10 protein-coding genes are annotated in these 16090 nt (G+C 69.0%); 4 read left to right on the forward strand and 6 right to left on the reverse strand.

Annotation, left to right across the window (positions count from 1 at the left end; all coding sequences use genetic code 11):
• Positions 1–46 precede the first annotated feature (46 nt).
• From ACFWBD_RS13500 to metH, 4 genes are all read right to left on the reverse strand, one after another.
• Positions 47–1630, reverse strand: coding sequence for an ABC transporter substrate-binding protein (locus ACFWBD_RS13500; RefSeq protein ID WP_385666479.1), 1584 nt, complete (start codon positions 1628–1630; stop codon positions 47–49).
• Between the two features lie 64 nt (positions 1631–1694).
• On the reverse strand, positions 1695–3302 hold the full coding sequence (locus ACFWBD_RS13505; protein ID WP_385666481.1) for an ABC transporter substrate-binding protein: 1608 nt from the start codon (positions 3300–3302) through the stop codon (positions 1695–1697).
• Between the two features lie 475 nt (positions 3303–3777).
• Positions 3778–4476, reverse strand: a complete 699-nt coding sequence (locus ACFWBD_RS13510) for an HAD family hydrolase (protein ID WP_385666483.1) — start codon at positions 4474–4476, stop codon at positions 3778–3780.
• 114 nt (positions 4477–4590) lie between these two features.
• Positions 4591–8112: a methionine synthase gene (gene metH, locus ACFWBD_RS13515; RefSeq protein WP_385666485.1), complete on the reverse strand. Its 3522-nt coding sequence runs from the start codon at positions 8110–8112 to the stop codon at positions 4591–4593.
• A 373-nt stretch (positions 8113–8485) separates the two neighbouring features.
• On the opposite strand from metH, the gene ACFWBD_RS13520 reads away from it, so the two are divergent.
• From ACFWBD_RS13520 to ACFWBD_RS13535, 4 genes are all read left to right on the forward strand, one after another.
• Complete coding sequence (locus ACFWBD_RS13520) at positions 8486–9250, forward strand: IclR family transcriptional regulator (RefSeq protein ID WP_351762546.1); 765 nt, start codon at positions 8486–8488, stop codon at positions 9248–9250.
• Positions 9251–9639: 389 nt separating this feature from the next.
• A complete protein-coding gene (locus ACFWBD_RS13525) occupies positions 9640–10434 on the forward strand; it encodes an MIP/aquaporin family protein (protein ID WP_385666487.1) in 795 nt (264 codons plus the stop codon).
• A gap of 74 nt (positions 10435–10508) precedes the next feature.
• Positions 10509–12047, forward strand: coding sequence for a glycerol kinase GlpK (gene glpK, locus ACFWBD_RS13530; protein WP_385666489.1), 1539 nt, complete (start codon positions 10509–10511; stop codon positions 12045–12047).
• A gap of 9 nt (positions 12048–12056) precedes the next feature.
• On the forward strand, positions 12057–13673 hold the full coding sequence (locus ACFWBD_RS13535) for an FAD-dependent oxidoreductase (RefSeq protein WP_385666491.1): 1617 nt from the start codon (positions 12057–12059) through the stop codon (positions 13671–13673).
• A 166-nt stretch (positions 13674–13839) separates the two neighbouring features.
• On the opposite strand, the gene mtnK is transcribed toward ACFWBD_RS13535, so the two are convergent.
• Together mtnK and ACFWBD_RS13545 are read right to left on the reverse strand one after the other, a co-directional pair.
• Entirely contained in the window at positions 13840–15012 is a 1173-nt protein-coding gene (gene mtnK, locus ACFWBD_RS13540) for an S-methyl-5-thioribose kinase (protein ID WP_385666493.1), read from the reverse strand.
• 15 nt (positions 15013–15027) lie between these two features.
• Positions 15028–16074: an ABC transporter permease gene (locus ACFWBD_RS13545; protein ID WP_385666495.1), complete on the reverse strand. Its 1047-nt coding sequence runs from the start codon at positions 16072–16074 to the stop codon at positions 15028–15030.
• Positions 16075–16090 lie beyond the last annotated feature (16 nt).

Consider the following 16090-nt stretch of genomic DNA (forward strand, 5'->3'; position numbering starts at 1 on the left):
CGCCCCCTGGTCAGGGGGCGCCTTCCTGCGTGTGGCTGTCGGGTCGTCAGCTCTTGCTGAGTTCCCAGAAGCGGAACACCGTGGAGGCGTCCAGGCAGTTCTCCAGGCCGTAGACGTTCTCGCCGACGACCGCGTACTGCTTGGCCTGCCAGAGGGGCAGGACCGGCACTTCCTCGGCGACGATGTTCTGCAGCTCGGCGTAGTCCGCGTCGGTGGCGGTGCGGTCGCTCTGCGCGGCGGTGCGCGGGATGAGCGTGCCGGTGATGGCGGTGTCGGCGAAGTTGTTGCTCAGCACGTTGCCCTTGCCGAAGAAGGGCGAGGTGAAGTTGTCGGCGTCCGGGTAGTCGGGCACCCAGCCCTTGACGTAGACGCCGTACTTGCCGTCGGCGATGTCCTTCTCGTACTGACCGTAGGCGACGGACCGGACGTCGGCGTCGAACAGGCCGCTGGCGTTGAGCTGGGCCGCGATCGCCTTCAGTTCCTGGTCGGTGGCCGGCCCGTAGCGGGTCGGGGTGGACCAGAGGGTGAGCTTCACCTTGTCGGTGATGTCCTCGTCGGCGAGCGCGGCGGCGGCCGCGGCCCGGGAGGGGCGGGCGCCGTAGCGGTCGAAGAAGGCGGTGTTGTGGCCAGCGACCCCGGCCGGGATGATCGAGTAGAGGGGTTCGGCGGTGCCCTCGTAGACGTCTTTGATCAGGGCTTCGCGGTCGATCAGGTGGGCGATGGCCTGGCGGACGCCGAGCTTGCCGGCGACCGGGTCGTCCATGTTGAAGACGAGGTGCTGGACCTCGGCGCTGCTGCCCTCGACGACCTCGGCGCCCCCGTCGGCGGTGCTCTGCTGGATGTCGGAGACGTCGGCGGCGGTGAGGCCCCGGTAGGCGATGTCGATGTCGTTCGCGAGCAGGGCCTGCTTGAGGGCCTTCTGGTCGCCGCCGAAGAACTTCAGGGTGACGCCGGTGTTGTCGGCTTCGCCGGCGCTGCCCCGGTAGTGGTCGTTGACGGAGAAGACGGCCTCGTCGTCGCCGAAGGAGTCCAGCTTGTAGGGGCCGGAGCCGACGGCGGCGCCGTCCTCACGCAGGCCGTCGGCGTCGTACTCGGCGTGGTCGACGATGGAGCCGGCGCCCGAGGCGATCTTGCTGGGGAAGGTGGCGTCGGGCACCTTGAGCCGGAAGACGACCGTCTTGGCGTCGGGTGTCTCGACCTTGTCGAGCGCGGGGAACATGATCGCCGGGCCGGCGTCGTCGTCGATCTTCAGCATGCGGTCGAAGGAGAACTTGACGTCCTCGGAGGTGAGCGCGTCGCCGTTGCTGAACTTCAGGCCGTCCTTCAGCGTGCACGTGTAGACCTGGGTCCGCGTGTCGGTGAAGGAGCACTCCCGGGCCGCGTCCGGCTCGGGTTCCGTACCGCCCTTGGGGAAGCTCAGCAGTGACTGGAAGACGTTGTTGAACAACAGCCAGGAGCCCGGGTCGTAGCCGGAGGCGGGGTCCGTGGCCAGAACGTCGTCGGACATTCCCAGGACCACGGAGGAGGCGTCACCCCCGGAGCCTCCGCTCTGGGTGCCGCAGCCGGTCAACAGGCCGGAGGCCAGTCCCGCCACGATCGGCAGGACTGGCCACTGGTTACGCATGTTCACAAAATGCCTTGTCGTCGTTTCTCTGCACACCGGGGCTGTCGTACCGGGCCCCGGAGAGGGTGCGTCAGTTGCTCACACCGTGGCCGAGCTCCCACAGCTGAAGGGTCGCGGAGGAGTTCAGCACGTAGGCCGTACCGGTGACGTCGTTGTTGGCGGCGACGTACTGCTTGCCCTGCCACAGCGGCAGGATCGGAACGTCCCTGGCGACGATGTCCTGGATCTCCGTCAGGTTCTTCGCGGCGCTGAGACGGTCGGCCTCGCGGCGGGAGGCCGGGATCAGGTTGTCGATGATGTCCGAGTTGGAGTACGGGGACTTGAGGAAGTTGTCCTTGTCGAGGAACGGGGCGACGAAGTTGTCGGCGTCGGGGAAGTCGGGGAACCAGCCCATGCCGTAGACGGCGTACTCGCCCTTGCGCTCGGCCGGGACGAACGCGTCCCAGGCGGTTCCCTTGATGGTGACGTCGAACAGGCCGCTGTCGTTGAGCTGCTTCTGCAGCACCTCGAACTCCTGCTTGGTCGCCGGACCGTAGTGGTCGGTCGTGTAGTTCAGGGTCAGCTTCACCGGGGCGCTGATGTCCGCGTCCTCCAGCAGGCCCTTGGCCTTGCTGACGTTCGGGTCGCCGTAGGTGTTGAAGAACGAGTTGGAGTGGCCGGTGAGGGTGGCCGGGACGAGCGAGTAGAGGGGCTCGGCCTGGGAGCCGTACACCTCGGAGACGAGCGCGCTGCGGTTGATGATCTGGGCCATCGCCTGGCGCACGGCCTTGGTCTTGACCGACGGGTCGGTGGTGTCGAAGGCCAGGTAGCGGATCTCGAGGCCGTTCAGCTCGACGAGGCCGATGTCCCCGGCCGCGGAGGACTCGGAGAGCTTCTGGATCTGCTCCGGCGACATGGTGCGGGTCATGAGGTCGATGTCGCCCTTTTCGAGGGCGGTGCCCATGGCGTCGGCGTCCTCGTAGGAGACCATGTCGACCTGGTCGTTGTTCACCTTCAGCGTCCCCTTGTAATTGGGGTTCTTGGTGAACACGGCCTTGGTCATCTCGTCGTCGTCGGTCTCGGCCTTGAGGGTGTAGGGGCCCGAGCCGTCGATCGAGAAGCCGTCGCGCAGCTTGTCCTTCTCGTAGTCGTCGGGGTTGACGATGCCGGCGACCGGAGTCGACAACTTGAAGGGGAAAGTGGCGTCTGCGGTCTTGAGATGGAAGATGACTTCGTTGTCACCCTGCGTCTCGATGGTGTCGATCGTGGAGAGCAGGGCGAACACACCGGAGTCGGCCTTGATGGTGCGGGCGCGCTCGATGGAGAACTTGACGTCCTCGGCGGTGACCGCGTCGCCGTTCGCGAACTTGAGGCCGCTGCGCAGCTTGCAGGCGTAGCGCTCGTTGCCGGTGTCGGTGAAGCCGCAGCTCTGGGCCGCCTCCGGGACGGGTTCGCCCTCGCCCTTGGGCTGGATCATCAGGGTCTGCACGGTCTGGCGCAGGATGTTCCAGGTGCCGACGTCATAGGAGTACGCCGGGTCGAGCGGCGCCGGGGCGTCCTTGGTGACGGTGAACCGGTCGGTGGTGCCCATGACGATGGCGTCCCCACTGCCGCTACTGCCGTCGGACCCGCCGCAGGCGGCGAGTACGGGCGCGAGCAGACTGACCACGGCCGGCAGCACCAAAGTCTTGCGGTTCATGCTCGAGTTTCTCCAGAGCTGTCGAGTCCGTGTACCCAGCATGCAGGGGTGTCGCGGCGGATCACGGGTTAGGGCGAGGTTCTCGCGATGAGATTAGTCCGCGGCAGCACGAGGGTTCGCAGCCAGCGGAGTTGAAAGTCCATCACGCTGCGAAACCGGCTGTGGACGCACTGAACAACCCTCAGCGGAAGGATTCGTACAGCCACCCATCAATCGGGACACAAAGACACGTCGAAGCCCTGTTCATCAGGGAGTAATACACACGGAGAGTCAACTGTCGACCCCCGCACGGGTGGGGAACGTCACATGCCGTACGGGGTTCGAGTGGGGTGGAATTCGGCCGCCGCCGGGACCTTGCCGCAGATCGGAATTCCACCGCGCGCACACGCCGAATTCCACGTTATCGGCGGTGCACGCTGGGTGAACGCCTATCGCATTTCCGTCATCGGCCGATCACCAATGATCGGGGTGCCGATCATCGGAGCGGCATCAGGTCGCGCAGAAATGCCAGGTCGACCTGTTCCAGCGAGGAGACGACGGTGCGTCCGGGGGACGGCGTGATCGGCGCCACGGAGGGCACCGCGACCACGCGACAGCCCGCCGCCTCGGCCGAGGCGACCCCGGTCGCGGTGTCCTCGATGACGGCGCATCTGGTGGGATCCACGCCGAGTCCGGCGGCCGCGAACAGGTAGGGATCGGGGTACGGCTTGGTCCGCGGGACCTCGTCGCCTGCCACGCTCAGGCGGAAGTTCTCGGCGCCGAGCGAGGTGAGGACGCGGTCGATGATGCGCCGGTGGGAGGCGGAGACGAGGGCCGTGGGCACCTCGTGCTCGGCCAGCTCGGCAAGGAGCCGCGCGGCGCCCGGCATCAGGGGCAGAGCGCGGATGATGCGGTCCTCGAACCCCTCGTTGAGCAGGACGGTGAGTTCGGCGAGGTCGATGTCGGCCCCGGTCACCTCGATCAGGAACCCGGCGCTGCGGCTCATCGGGCCGCCGACCACTACATGGCGCCATGAGTCGTCGAGGGTGTGGCCCAGGCCGGCGAAGACCTCGACCTCGACGTCCCACCAGAAACCCTCGGTGTCCACCAGGGTGCCGTCCATGTCGAGCAGCACGGCCTGCAGGGCGGAGCCCTCGGCCGTACGGGTTACTGGCGCGGGAACCGTACTGGTCATCCACATACCTCCTTGAGGGACGAGCAGGCCGGTTCCCGCTGTGGGGAACCGGCCTTCAGTGGACCGACAAGTGTACGACTTATCCGATCAGTGTGCTCGGTGGCACGCCCTGCGTCACCGGGCGTTGAAGTATTTCGCCTCGGGATGGTGGATCACGATGGCGTCCGTGGACTGCTCGGGGTGGAGCTGGAACTCCTCCGACAGGTGGACGCCGATCCGCTCGGGCCGGAGCAGCTCGGCGATCTTCGCGCGGTCCTCCAGGTCGGGGCAGGCGCCGTAGCCGAGGGAGAAGCGGGCGCCGCGGTACTTCAGGGCGAACATGTCCTCGACCTCGTCCGGGTCCTCGCCGGCAAAGCCGAGTTCGGCACGCACGCGCGCGTGCCAGTACTCGGCGAGGGCCTCGGCCAGCTGCACGGACAGGCCGTGCAGTTCGAGGTAGTCGCGGTAGGAGTTCGACCCGAAGAGCCTCGCGGTCTCCTCGCCGATGCGCGAGCCGACCGTGACGATCTGGAAGCCGACGACGTCCCTCTCCCCCGATTCCTCCGGGCGGAAGTAGTCGGCCAGGCACAGGCGGCGGCCGCGGCGCTGGCGGGGGAAGGTGAAGCGGGTCCGCTCGTTGCCCTGCTCGTCCAGGACGATCAGGTCGTCGTCCTTGGAGACACAGGGGAAGTAGCCGTAGACGACGGCCGCCTCGAGGAGGTTGTCGGTCTGGAGCTTGTCCAGCAGGCCGCGCAGCCGCGGCCGGCCCTCGGTCTCGACGAGTTCCTCGTAGGTCGGTCCGTCGCCGGCGCGGGCCTGCTTCAGGCCCCACTGGCCCTTGAAGAGTGCGCCTTCGTCGAGCCAGGAGGCGTACTCCTTGAGCTGGATGCCCTTGATGACCCGGGTGCCGTCGAACGGCGGCTTCGGGACGGGGTTGTCGATGGCGACGTCGGAACGGACGTGGCCCTCCTCCGGGCGTTCCTCGGTCTCGACGACGGCGGCGGCGCTCGGGCGGACCCGGCGCTGCTTCAGCTCCGGCAGCGCGGCCCCGGGCACCCCGCGCTTGACGCCGATCAGGGCGTCCATCAGGCGCAGGCCCTCGAAGGCGTCACGGGCGTAGCGGACCTCGCCCTGGTAGATCTCGTGCAGGTCCTGCTCGACGTAGGCCCTGGTCAGGGCGGCGCCGCCGAGGATGACCGGGTACTCGGCCGCCAGCTTGCGCTGGTTCAGCTCCTCCAGGTTCTCCTTCATGATCACCGTGGACTTGACCAGCAGACCCGACATGCCGATGACGTCGGCCCTGTGCTCGACGGCGGCGTCCAGGATCGCGGAGACCGGCTGCTTGATGCCGAGGTTGACGACGTTGTAGCCGTTGTTGGACAGGATGATGTCGACGAGGTTCTTGCCGATGTCGTGGACGTCGCCGCGCACGGTGGCCAGCACGATGGTGCCCTTGCCCTCGGCGTCCGACTTCTCCATGTGCGGTTCGAGGTAGGCGACCGCGGTCTTCATGACCTCGGCGGACTGGAGCACGAACGGCAGCTGCATCTGGCCGGAACCGAACAGTTCGCCGACCACCTTCATGCCGTCCAGAAGCGTCGCGTTGACGATGTCGAGGGCGGGGCGGGTCTGGAGGGCCTCGGCGAGGTCGGCGTCCAGGCCGTTCTTCTCGCCGTCGATGATCCGGCGCTTGAGCCGCTCGTCCAGGGGCAGCGCGGCCAGTTCCTCGGCCTTGCCTGCCTTGAGGGACTTGGTGGTGGCGCCCTCGAACAGCGCCATCAGCTTCTGGAGGGGGTCGTAGCCCTCGCGGCGGCGGTCGTAGACCAGGTCGAGGGCGGTGGTCACCTCCTCCTCGCTGAAACGGGCGATGGGCAGGATCTTCGACGCGTGGACGATCGCCGAGTCCAGGCCCGCCTTCACACACTCGTCGAGGAAGACCGAGTTGAGCAGGATGCGCGCGGCCGGGTTGAGACCGAACGAGATGTTCGACAGGCCCAGCGTGGTCTGCACGTCGGGGCGGCGGCGCTTGAGCTCGCGGATCGCCCCGATGGTGGCGACGCCGTCGCCCCGGGACTCCTCCTGGCCGGTGCAGATGGTGAAGGTCAGGGTGTCGATGAGGATGTCCGACTCCTGGATGCCCCAGTTCGTCGTCAGGTCGTCGATGAGCCGCTCGGCGATGGCGACCTTCGTCTCGACGGTACGGGCCTGGCCCTCCTCGTCGATGGTCAGCGCGATCAGCGCGGCGCCGTGCTCCCGGGCCAGCTCGGTGACCTTGGCGAAGCGGGACTCGGGGCCGTCGCCGTCCTCGTAGTTCACGGAGTTGATGACCGCGCGACCGCCGAGCCGCTCCAGGCCCGCCCGGAGGACCGGAACCTCGGTGGAGTCCAGGACGATCGGCAGCGTGGAGGCGGTGGCGAAGCGGCCGGCCAGTTCGTCCATGTCGGCGACGCCGTCGCGGCCCACGTAGTCGACGCACAGGTCGAGCATGTGCGCGCCCTCGCGGATCTGGTCGCGGGCCATCTCCACGCAGTCGTCCCAGCGGCCTTCCAGCATGGCCTCGCGGAACTTCTTCGAGCCGTTGGCGTTGGTGCGCTCGCCGATCGCCATGTACGCGGTGTCCTGGCGGAACGACACGGTCTGGTAGAGCGAGGCGGCACCGGGCTCGGGCCGCGGCTGCCGTTCGGTGGGCGAGGCCCCCCGGACCCGCTCCACGAGCTGCCGCAGATGCTCGGGCGTCGTACCGCAGCAGCCGCCGACCAGGTTCAGCCCGTAGTCGGTCACGAAGGTGTCCTGGGCGTCGGCCAGGCCTTCGGCGTCGAGCGGGAAGTGGGCGCCGTCCTTGGTGAGGATCGGCAGACCCGCGTTGGGCATGCACAGCAGCGGGGTGCGGGAGTGGCGGGCCAGATAGCGCAGGTGCTCGCTCATCTCGGCCGGGCCCGTCGAGCAGTTCAGGCCGATCATGTCGATGCCGAGGGGTTCGAGGGCGGTCAGGGCCGCGCCGATCTCCGAGCCGAGCAGCATGGTGCCGGTCGTCTCGAACGCCATCGAGACCAGCAGCGGCACGTCGACGCCGGTCGCCTCCATCGCGCGCTTGGCGCCCAGGATCGACGACTTCGTCTGGAGGAGGTCCTGCGTCGTCTCGACGATCAGGGCGTCCGCGCCACCGGCGAGCAGGCCTTCCGCATTGGCCTGGAAGCCGTCGCGCAGGGTGCCGTAGCCGATGTGGCCGAGTGTGGGCAGCTTGGTGCCGGGGCCGATCGAGCCCAGCACCCAGCGCGTGCGTCCGTCGCGTCCGGCGAAGGCGTCGGCGGTCTCACGGGCGATACGGGCGCCCGCCTCGGACAGCTCGAACACCCGCTCGGAGATGTCGTACTCGGCCATGGCCGAGTGGTTTGCGCCGAACGTGTTGGTCTCGACGCAGTCCACGCCCGCGTCGAAGTACTCCTCGTGCACGGAGCGGACGATGTCCGGCCGGGTGACGTTGAGGATCTCGTTGCAGCCCTCGAGGTTCTCGAAGTCGTCGAGGGTGGGCTCCTGGGCCTGGAGCATGGTGCCCATGGCTCCGTCGGCCACCACCACACGGGTGGCCAGGGCCTCTCGGAGCGCGGACACACGGGTCCGGCTGTCGGCGGAAGGGGTCGGCGGCACAGAGGCCATGAAAGGGCTCCCTCAGATGCGACGGCTGTCGGCTTTGCGTCACCTCGGAATGCGGGCAGGAAGGCTCCCCGAGACGAGCGCACGCCGTCAGGGTAGCCGGGACGGAGGCCTTATGGTCAGGGGCGTCCACGGGACGGACGGGCGTGGCGGCCTTTCACAGGGCGGCCACGAGCCGGGCCGGAGCCGGGCACGACCGGAGCACTACCGGAACGCGAGTGTGCGACGGCCGCGTCACTCCGTGGGGACGAATGGCGTAACACGTATCGACCGAACGTTAGCGAGAGGTCGACATGGACCGGTAGTGTTCGACATTGCCGAACGACGGCAGTAGATGCCGCGCGTTGACGGTCGAGGGGACGGAGGCAGGACGGCGATGGCACGGAACATCCAGTCGGTCGAACGTGCGGCCGCGATGCTGCGGCTGCTCGCGGGCGGCGAGCGGCGACTGGGCCTGTCGGACATCGCCTCGTCCACGGGCCTGGCCAAGGGCACCGCCCACGGCATCCTGCGCACCCTCCAGCACGAGGGCTTCGTCGAGCAGGACGACGCCTCCGGGCGCTATCAGCTGGGCGCGGAGCTGCTGCGCCTGGGCACCACCTATCTGGATGTGCACGAGCTACGCGCGCGTGCCCTCGTGTGGACGGACGATCTGGCCAGGTCCAGCGGCGAGAGCGTGCACCTGGGGGTGCTGCACCAGCAGGGCGTGCTGATCGTGCACCACGTCTTCCGGCCCGACGACAGCCGGCAGGTGCTGGAGATCGGGGCCATGCAGCCGCTGCACTCCACGGCCCTGGGCAAGGTGCTCTCGGCCTACGACCCGGTCGCGCACAGCGAGGTCCTGGAGGCCGAGCGCAAGCCGTTCACGGACCGCACGGTGTGCGAACCGGAGGCCTTCGAGCGGGTCCTCGACCTGACCCGCGCGCGGGGGTACGCGGCCGACGTCGAGGAGACCTGGGAGGGTGTCGCCTCCGTCGCCGCGCCCATCCACGACCGGCGGCGCATGCCCGTGGGCGCGGTCGGCATCACCGGCGCGGTGGAGCGGCTGGGCCGGGACGGCGAGGTGCGCCCAGAACTGATCGCCGCGGTACGGGACTGCGCCCGCGCGGTCTCGCGCGACCTGGGTGCCGGGCGTTTCTGAGCGACCAGCCGCCCGACCCCCGCCGCTGACCCACCGCTCCTGAGGAGTACGTAAGAGCAGGCCGGGACGTCCTCCGACGTTCCGGCCTTTGTCGTACGTTCAAAACTGTCCGAACTACACAAACAGGGCGAGAGTATGCGCACCGGCGCGAAGATCGATAACTCGCGTCGATCAATAACGATCGCGCTTTCGACAACAACACTCTTGACGCGCACGTAACGCCACGGCAAGACTCCCGTCCACCGGTCGACATTGTCGAACACCTAACGGCAATACGCGCTAGAGTGTGACAACGCCAAAGGCCGGCATCGCTCTCACCCCCGAGGGCGCTCGAACCCCCGGCGGGACCCGGGGTTCGGCTTCCTGGACGAAGGACAAAGGAGTCGCGGGTGTCCAGCTCCGACATCTTCATCGGCGAGACCATCGGTACCGCCATACTCATCCTGCTCGGCGGCGGCGTCTGCGCCGCCGTCACGCTGAAGGCCTCCAAGGCCCGTAACGCCGGCTGGCTCGCCATCACCTTCGGGTGGGGTTTCGCCGTTCTGACGGCTGTCTACACCTCGGCGCCCCTCTCGGGCGCCCATCTCAACCCGGCGGTCACTCTCGCACTCGCGATCAAGGACGACGACTGGAGCAACGTTCCGGTCTACTGGGCCGGGCAGCTGCTCGGTGCCGCCATCGGCGCCACCCTGGTCTGGGTCGCCTACTACGGCCAGTTCCACGCGCACCTCACCGACAAGGAGATCGTCGGCGAGCCGGACGCGGAGGCCGCCAAGGCCAAGTCCGTCGAGGCGCGGGAGCAGGCCGCCGGCCCGGTCCTGGGCGTCTTCTCCACCGGCCCCGAGGTCCGGGTCGTCTGGCAGAACCTCGCCACGGAGATCATCGGCACCATCGTGCTCGTCCTCGCCGTGCTCACGCAGGGCCTGAACGACAAGGGCAACGGCCTCGGCAACCTGGGCGCGCTGATCACCGCGCTGGTGGTCGTCTCGATCGGTCTGTCCCTCGGTGGCCCGACCGGCTACGCGATCAACCCGGCCCGTGACCTCGGTCCGCGCATCGTGCACGCCCTCCTGCCCCTGCCCAACAAGGGCGGCTCCGACTGGAGCTACGCCTGGATCCCGGTGGTCGGTCCGCTGATCGGCGGCGCGATCGCTGCGGGTATCTACAACGTCGCTTTTGCTTAAGAGCACCAGCCACACCGCGTAGTCATCAGCGCCGTACAGACAGCCCCCTCACCACGGAACCCCAGGAGCACACCGTGACCGACGCGCACACCGCCGGCCCCTTCATCGCCGCCATCGACCAGGGCACCACCTCCTCGCGCTGCATCGTCTTCGACCGGGACGGCCGTATCGTCTCCGTCGACCAGAAGGAGCACGAGCAGATCTTCCCGAAGCCGGGCTGGGTGGAGCACAACGCCACCGAGATCTGGACCAACGTCGAGGAGGTCGTCGCCGGGGCCATCGAGAAGGCCGGCATCACCCGCGCCGACATCAAGGCGATCGGCATCACCAACCAGCGTGAGACCACGCTGCTGTGGGACAAGAACACCGGTCAGCCCGTCCACAACGCCCTCGTCTGGCAGGACACCCGCACCGACGCGCTCTGCAAGGAGCTCGGCCGCAACGTCGGCCAGGACCGCTTCCGCCGCGAGACGGGCCTCCCCCTGGCCTCGTACTTCGCCGGTCCGAAGGCGCGCTGGCTGCTCGACAACGTCGAGGGCCTGCGCGAGCGTGCCGAGGCGGGCGACATCCTCTTCGGCACCATGGACAGCTGGGTCATCTGGAACCTGACGGGCGGTGTGAACGGCGGCAGGCACGTCACCGACGTCACCAACGCCTCCCGCACCATGCTGATGAACCTGCACACCATGGAGTGGGACGAGAAGATCGCCGAGTCCATCGGCGTCCCGCTGGCGATGCTCCCCGAGATCCGCTCCTCCGCCGAGGTGTACGGCGAGATCACCGGCGGCAAGCTCGGCGAGCTGCTCGGCGGCATCCCGGTCGCCTCCGCGCTCGGTGACCAGCAGGCGGCCCTGTTCGGCCAGACCTGTTTCGCCGAGGGCGAGGCCAAGTCCACGTACGGCACCGGCACCTTCCTGCTGATGAACACCGGTGAGAAGCCGGTCAACTCCTACAACGGCCTGCTCACCACGGTCGGTTACCGCATCGGCGAGCAGAAGGCGGTCTACGCCCTCGAAGGGTCGATCGCCGTCACCGGTTCGCTGGTGCAGTGGATGCGCGACCAGATGGGCCTGATCTCCACCGCCGCCGAGATCGAGACCCTCGCGCTCTCGGTCGAGGACAACGGCGGCGCCTACTTCGTGCCGGCCTTCTCCGGTCTGTTCGCCCCGTACTGGCGCTCCGACGCCCGCGGTGTGATCGCCGGCCTCACCCGGTACGTCACCAAGGCGCACCTCGCGCGCGCCGTCCTGGAGGCCACGGCCTGGCAGACCCGCGAGATCACCGACGCCATGACGAAGGACTCCGGCGTCGAGCTCGCGGCGATCAAGGTCGACGGCGGCATGACCTCCAACAACCTGCTGATGCAGACGCTCTCGGACTTCGCGGACGCCCCCGTGGTGCGCCCGATGGTCGCCGAGACCACCTGCCTCGGCGCCGCCTACGCCGCCGGCCTCGCCGTCGGCTTCTGGACCAGCACCGACGAGCTGCGCGCCAACTGGCGCCGGGCCGCCGAGTGGACCCCCCGCATGGACGCGGAGACCCGCGACCGTGAGTACAAGAGCTGGCTCAAGGCCGTCGAGCGGACCATGGGCTGGCTCGAGGACGAGGAGTAAGAACCCCACATGACCAGTCAGACCACCCTGAAGTCCGTGCCTGCCCTGGGGACGCACCCGGCGTCCGGCTCGAACCCGAGCCGTGCCGAGACCCGGGAACAGCTCTCCAAGGCGTCGTTCGACCTTCTCGTCATCGGCGGCGGCATCCTGGGCATCTCCACCGCCTGGCACGCCGCGCAGTCCGGGCTCAGGGTGGCTCTGGTCGACGCCGGCGACTTCGCCGGCGCCACCTCCTCCGCCTCCTCCAAGCTCCTCCACGGCGGTCTGCGCTATCTGCAGACCGGCGCGGTGAAGCTGGTGGCGGAGAACCACTTCGAGCGCCGTGCGGTCTCCCGGCAGGTGGCTCCCCACCTGGCGAACCCGCTCACGTTCTACCTCCCCGTGTACAAGGGCGGGCCGCACGGCGCGGCGAAGCTCGGGGCGGGCGTCTTCGCCTACTCCGCGCTGTCGGCGTTCGGCGACGGCGTCGGTCACCTCCTGTCCCCGGCCAAGGCCGCGCAGGACGTGCCCGAGCTGCGCACCGACAACCTCAAGGCCGTGGCCGTGTACGGCGACGACCAGATGAACGACGCGCGCATGGCGCTGATGACGGTCCGCGCGGCCGTCGAGGCGGGCGCCGTCGTCCTCAACCACGCCGAGGTCTCCGGGCTGCGCTTCACCAAGGGCCGGGTCACGGGCGCCGAGCTGCGCGACCGGCTCTCCGGTGACGAGTTCGGCGTGAGTGCCCGGCTGGTGCTGAACGCGACCGGTCCGTGGGTCGACCACCTGCGCAAGATGGAGGACCCGAACGCGGCTCCGTCCATCCGCCTCTCCAAGGGCGCCCACCTGGTACTGAAGCGCACCGCCCCCTGGAAGGCCGCGCTCGCGACCCCCATCGACAAGTACCGCATCACCTTCGCCCTCCCCTGGGAGGACATGCTGCTGCTCGGCACCACCGACGAGGAGTTCGAGGGCGACCCGGCGGACGTCGCGGTCACCGAGAAGGACACCGCCCAGATACTCGACGAGGCCGCGTTCTCCATCCGCGACCAGCAGCTGGACCGGGACCTGATCACGTACGCCTTCGCGGGTCTGCGCGTACTGCCGGGCGGTCCCGGCAGCACCGCGAAGGCCAAGCGCGAGACCGTGGTGACCGAGGGCAGGGGCGGCATGCTGTCCGTCGCCGGCGGCAAGTGGACGACCTTCCGGCACATCGGCCGTACGGTCATGCAGAAGCTGGAGGCGCTGCCCGGCCACCCGCTGGGCGACGACTTCGAGCCGGTCTCCTCGCTGCCCAAGAAGCTGCCGCTGCCCGGCGTCGCCAACCCGCGCGCGGTCGCCCACCGTCTGCTGGTCGACAACCCGGCGCCCGGCCCGCGCATGGCGGCCGACACCGCCAGGCACCTGGCCACCCACTACGGCTCGCTGGCCTTCGACATCGCGCGGCTGGCCAACGACAACCCCGAGCTGGGCGAGCGCGTCCACCCGGAGGCCCCCGAGATCTGGGCGCAGGTCGTCTACGCCCGCGACAACGAGTGGGCCGAGACGGCGGACGACGTGCTGCGCCGCCGTACGACGCTGACGATCCGCGGTCTTGCCACGGACGACGTCCGCGGCAAGGTCCAGAACCTGCTCGACAAGAAGTAGGTCCAGCGGAAGACCTCTCGCCGGCCCACTCCCCTGACCAGGGCCGGCGTCAGGGACGGCCCCACCGTACCGGGGCCGGAACCACGGGACGGGGCGGCTCCACAGCTGTGGAGCCGCCCCGTTTCGTCATGCGCCGCCGAGTGCCCCGGCGCCTGTGCCGGCCGGTTCAGCCGAGCCCGTCCACCACCGCCCGCACCGCTGCCGCGTTCGTCAGTTCCTCGCGTCGCACGATCAGTTCGCGGCCCAGGAGCAGGGACCGCCGGGACGCCGGTACCGGGTCCGGCAGGGTCGTCAGGTCGGTCAGGTGGGCGAAGCCGATGATGCGGCGGACGATCTCCGTGCCCGCGTAGCCGACGGAGTCGGTCCAGACGCGGCGCAGGAAGCGGTCGAGATAGGCGTCGTCGAAGAAGGTGTCGACGCGGGTCGGCCACAGCCGGCGGAACTCGGCCTCGAACGCCTCCCAGGTCAGGCGGAGCTGGTCGGCGTGGTCGGCCAGGGTACCGAGGGCGCGGGCCCGTTCCTCGGAGACCAGCACGTTGGCCCAGTAGAGGCCGAGGTCGTAGCCGATCGGGCCGACGAAGGAGAACTCGGGGTCGAAGACCCGTACGACGGACGCGCCTTCGCGGGTGCCGACCATGACGCTGCCGGTGTGCAGGTCGCCGTGCAGGAGGGCCTGGGCGCCTGTCATGAAGGTGTGGCGCAGGTCGGCGACCTCGGTGCGCAGCCGGGTGTCGGCGCGGAAGGCGGCGGCCAGGTCGTCGAGACCGGGGTGCCAGTGGTTGTGTTCGTGCTCGACGTACGGCTCGGACAGCACGACGTCCTCGGTGATCTTGCACAGCTCGGGGCTGACGGAGGCCGCGATCAGCGCCTTGCGTTCGGCGGACGGCATGCCGAAGTCGCTGGTGGCGAAGGAGAACTGGGCGACGAACTCGCCGATCCTCGCCGAGGTGTGCGGGCCGTAGGCCGCGCCCTCGTTGAGCAGCGTGCGCAGCACCTCGAGGTCGGACATGTCCTCCATGACGAGGGCGTAGTTCCCGGGGTCGTAGCCGTGCACCACCGGGATCTTGTCGGGGGCGACCTTGGCGACCTGCTGGTAGGCGCGGGCCTCGGCGTCGGCACGGTCGGGGTTCATCGGCCAGGAGGGGCCGGCCACGCGGACCCAGGGCAGGGCCTGCTTGACGGCGAGGCTGCGGGTGCCGTCGGCGGAGGAGGCCAGGAACACCCGGTTCATGTTGCCGTCCGACACCTCCCGGACCTCGATGTCCGCCGGGTCCGGCCAGTGGCCCCGCTCGTTCAGGTACGCGGGGATGTCTTCGGTCTCCAGGATGCGGTAGCCCATGGTCGGTGAACTCCCTTATGCGGTGCGGCGCTTGGACAGGGTGAAGCTGAAGACCAGGGCGAGGATCAGCACCGCGCCCTCGACGACGTCCTGCGTGTAGTACGGCAGGCCCTTGATGGTCAGGCCGGTGGTGATGATGCCGATGAGCACCGCGCCGAGGGCGGTGCCCCAGACGTTCGGCCGGCCGCGGCCCAGGACGGAGGTGCCGACGAGTGCCACCGCCACCGCCTCCAGCAGCTGGGAGGTGCCGGCCGACACGTCGCCCTGGCCGATCCTGGACGCCAGGATGAGGCCGCCCACCGAGGCCAGCACGCCGGAGATGACGTAGGCCAGGGCGCGGTAGGCGCCGACCCGGATGCCGGCCAGCCGGGAGGCCTCGGGGTTGGCGCCGATGGCGTACAGGACGCGGCCCCAGCGGGTGCGGGCGAGGAAGACCCAGGCGGCGATCGTCAGACCGCCGAAGATCAGCACGGAGATCGGGATGCCGAGGACCGTGCCGCGGTCGATCTTCAGGAAGCCGTCGGTGAACCTGCCGGGCGCGGTGGACCCGTCGGACATCGTCATGCCGGGAGTGATCGACTGGCCGTCGACGAGGATCAGCTTGCTGCCCTGGATGACGAACATCGTGCCGAGCGTGGCGAGCATGTCGGGGATCTTCAGTACGACGATCAGCAGGGCGTTGAGCAGGCCGGCGAGCGCGCCCGCCACCAGGACCGCGAGGATCGCGACCGTGCCGACCTGGTTGAAGACGACCATCGTCTGCGCGGCGACGGAGACGCCCAGTCCGGCCACGGCGCCGACGGACATGTCCATTCCGCCGACGGCCATGGTGAGGGTGACACCGAGCCCGAGGATCGCGGCGACGGAGACGTACCGCAGGGTGTCGAGCAGCGTGGCCGACTCCCGGAAGGAGCCCTCGCTCAGCGCGAAGTACAGGAACAGCGCGACCGTCACGAAGATGAAGCCGTACTTGATCACGGCGTTCTGGACGCGGACCGCCGTGGTGGTCGCCGGCCGGATCGCCGCCTTGGTGGGGACCTCGGTGCTCTGGGTGGTGGTCATGGGGTGCTTCCTGGGC

Origin of the sequence: Streptomyces sp. NPDC060002, from assembly GCF_042737245.1 — a bacterium.
Lineage (GTDB): Bacteria > Actinomycetota > Actinomycetes > Streptomycetales > Streptomycetaceae > Streptomyces.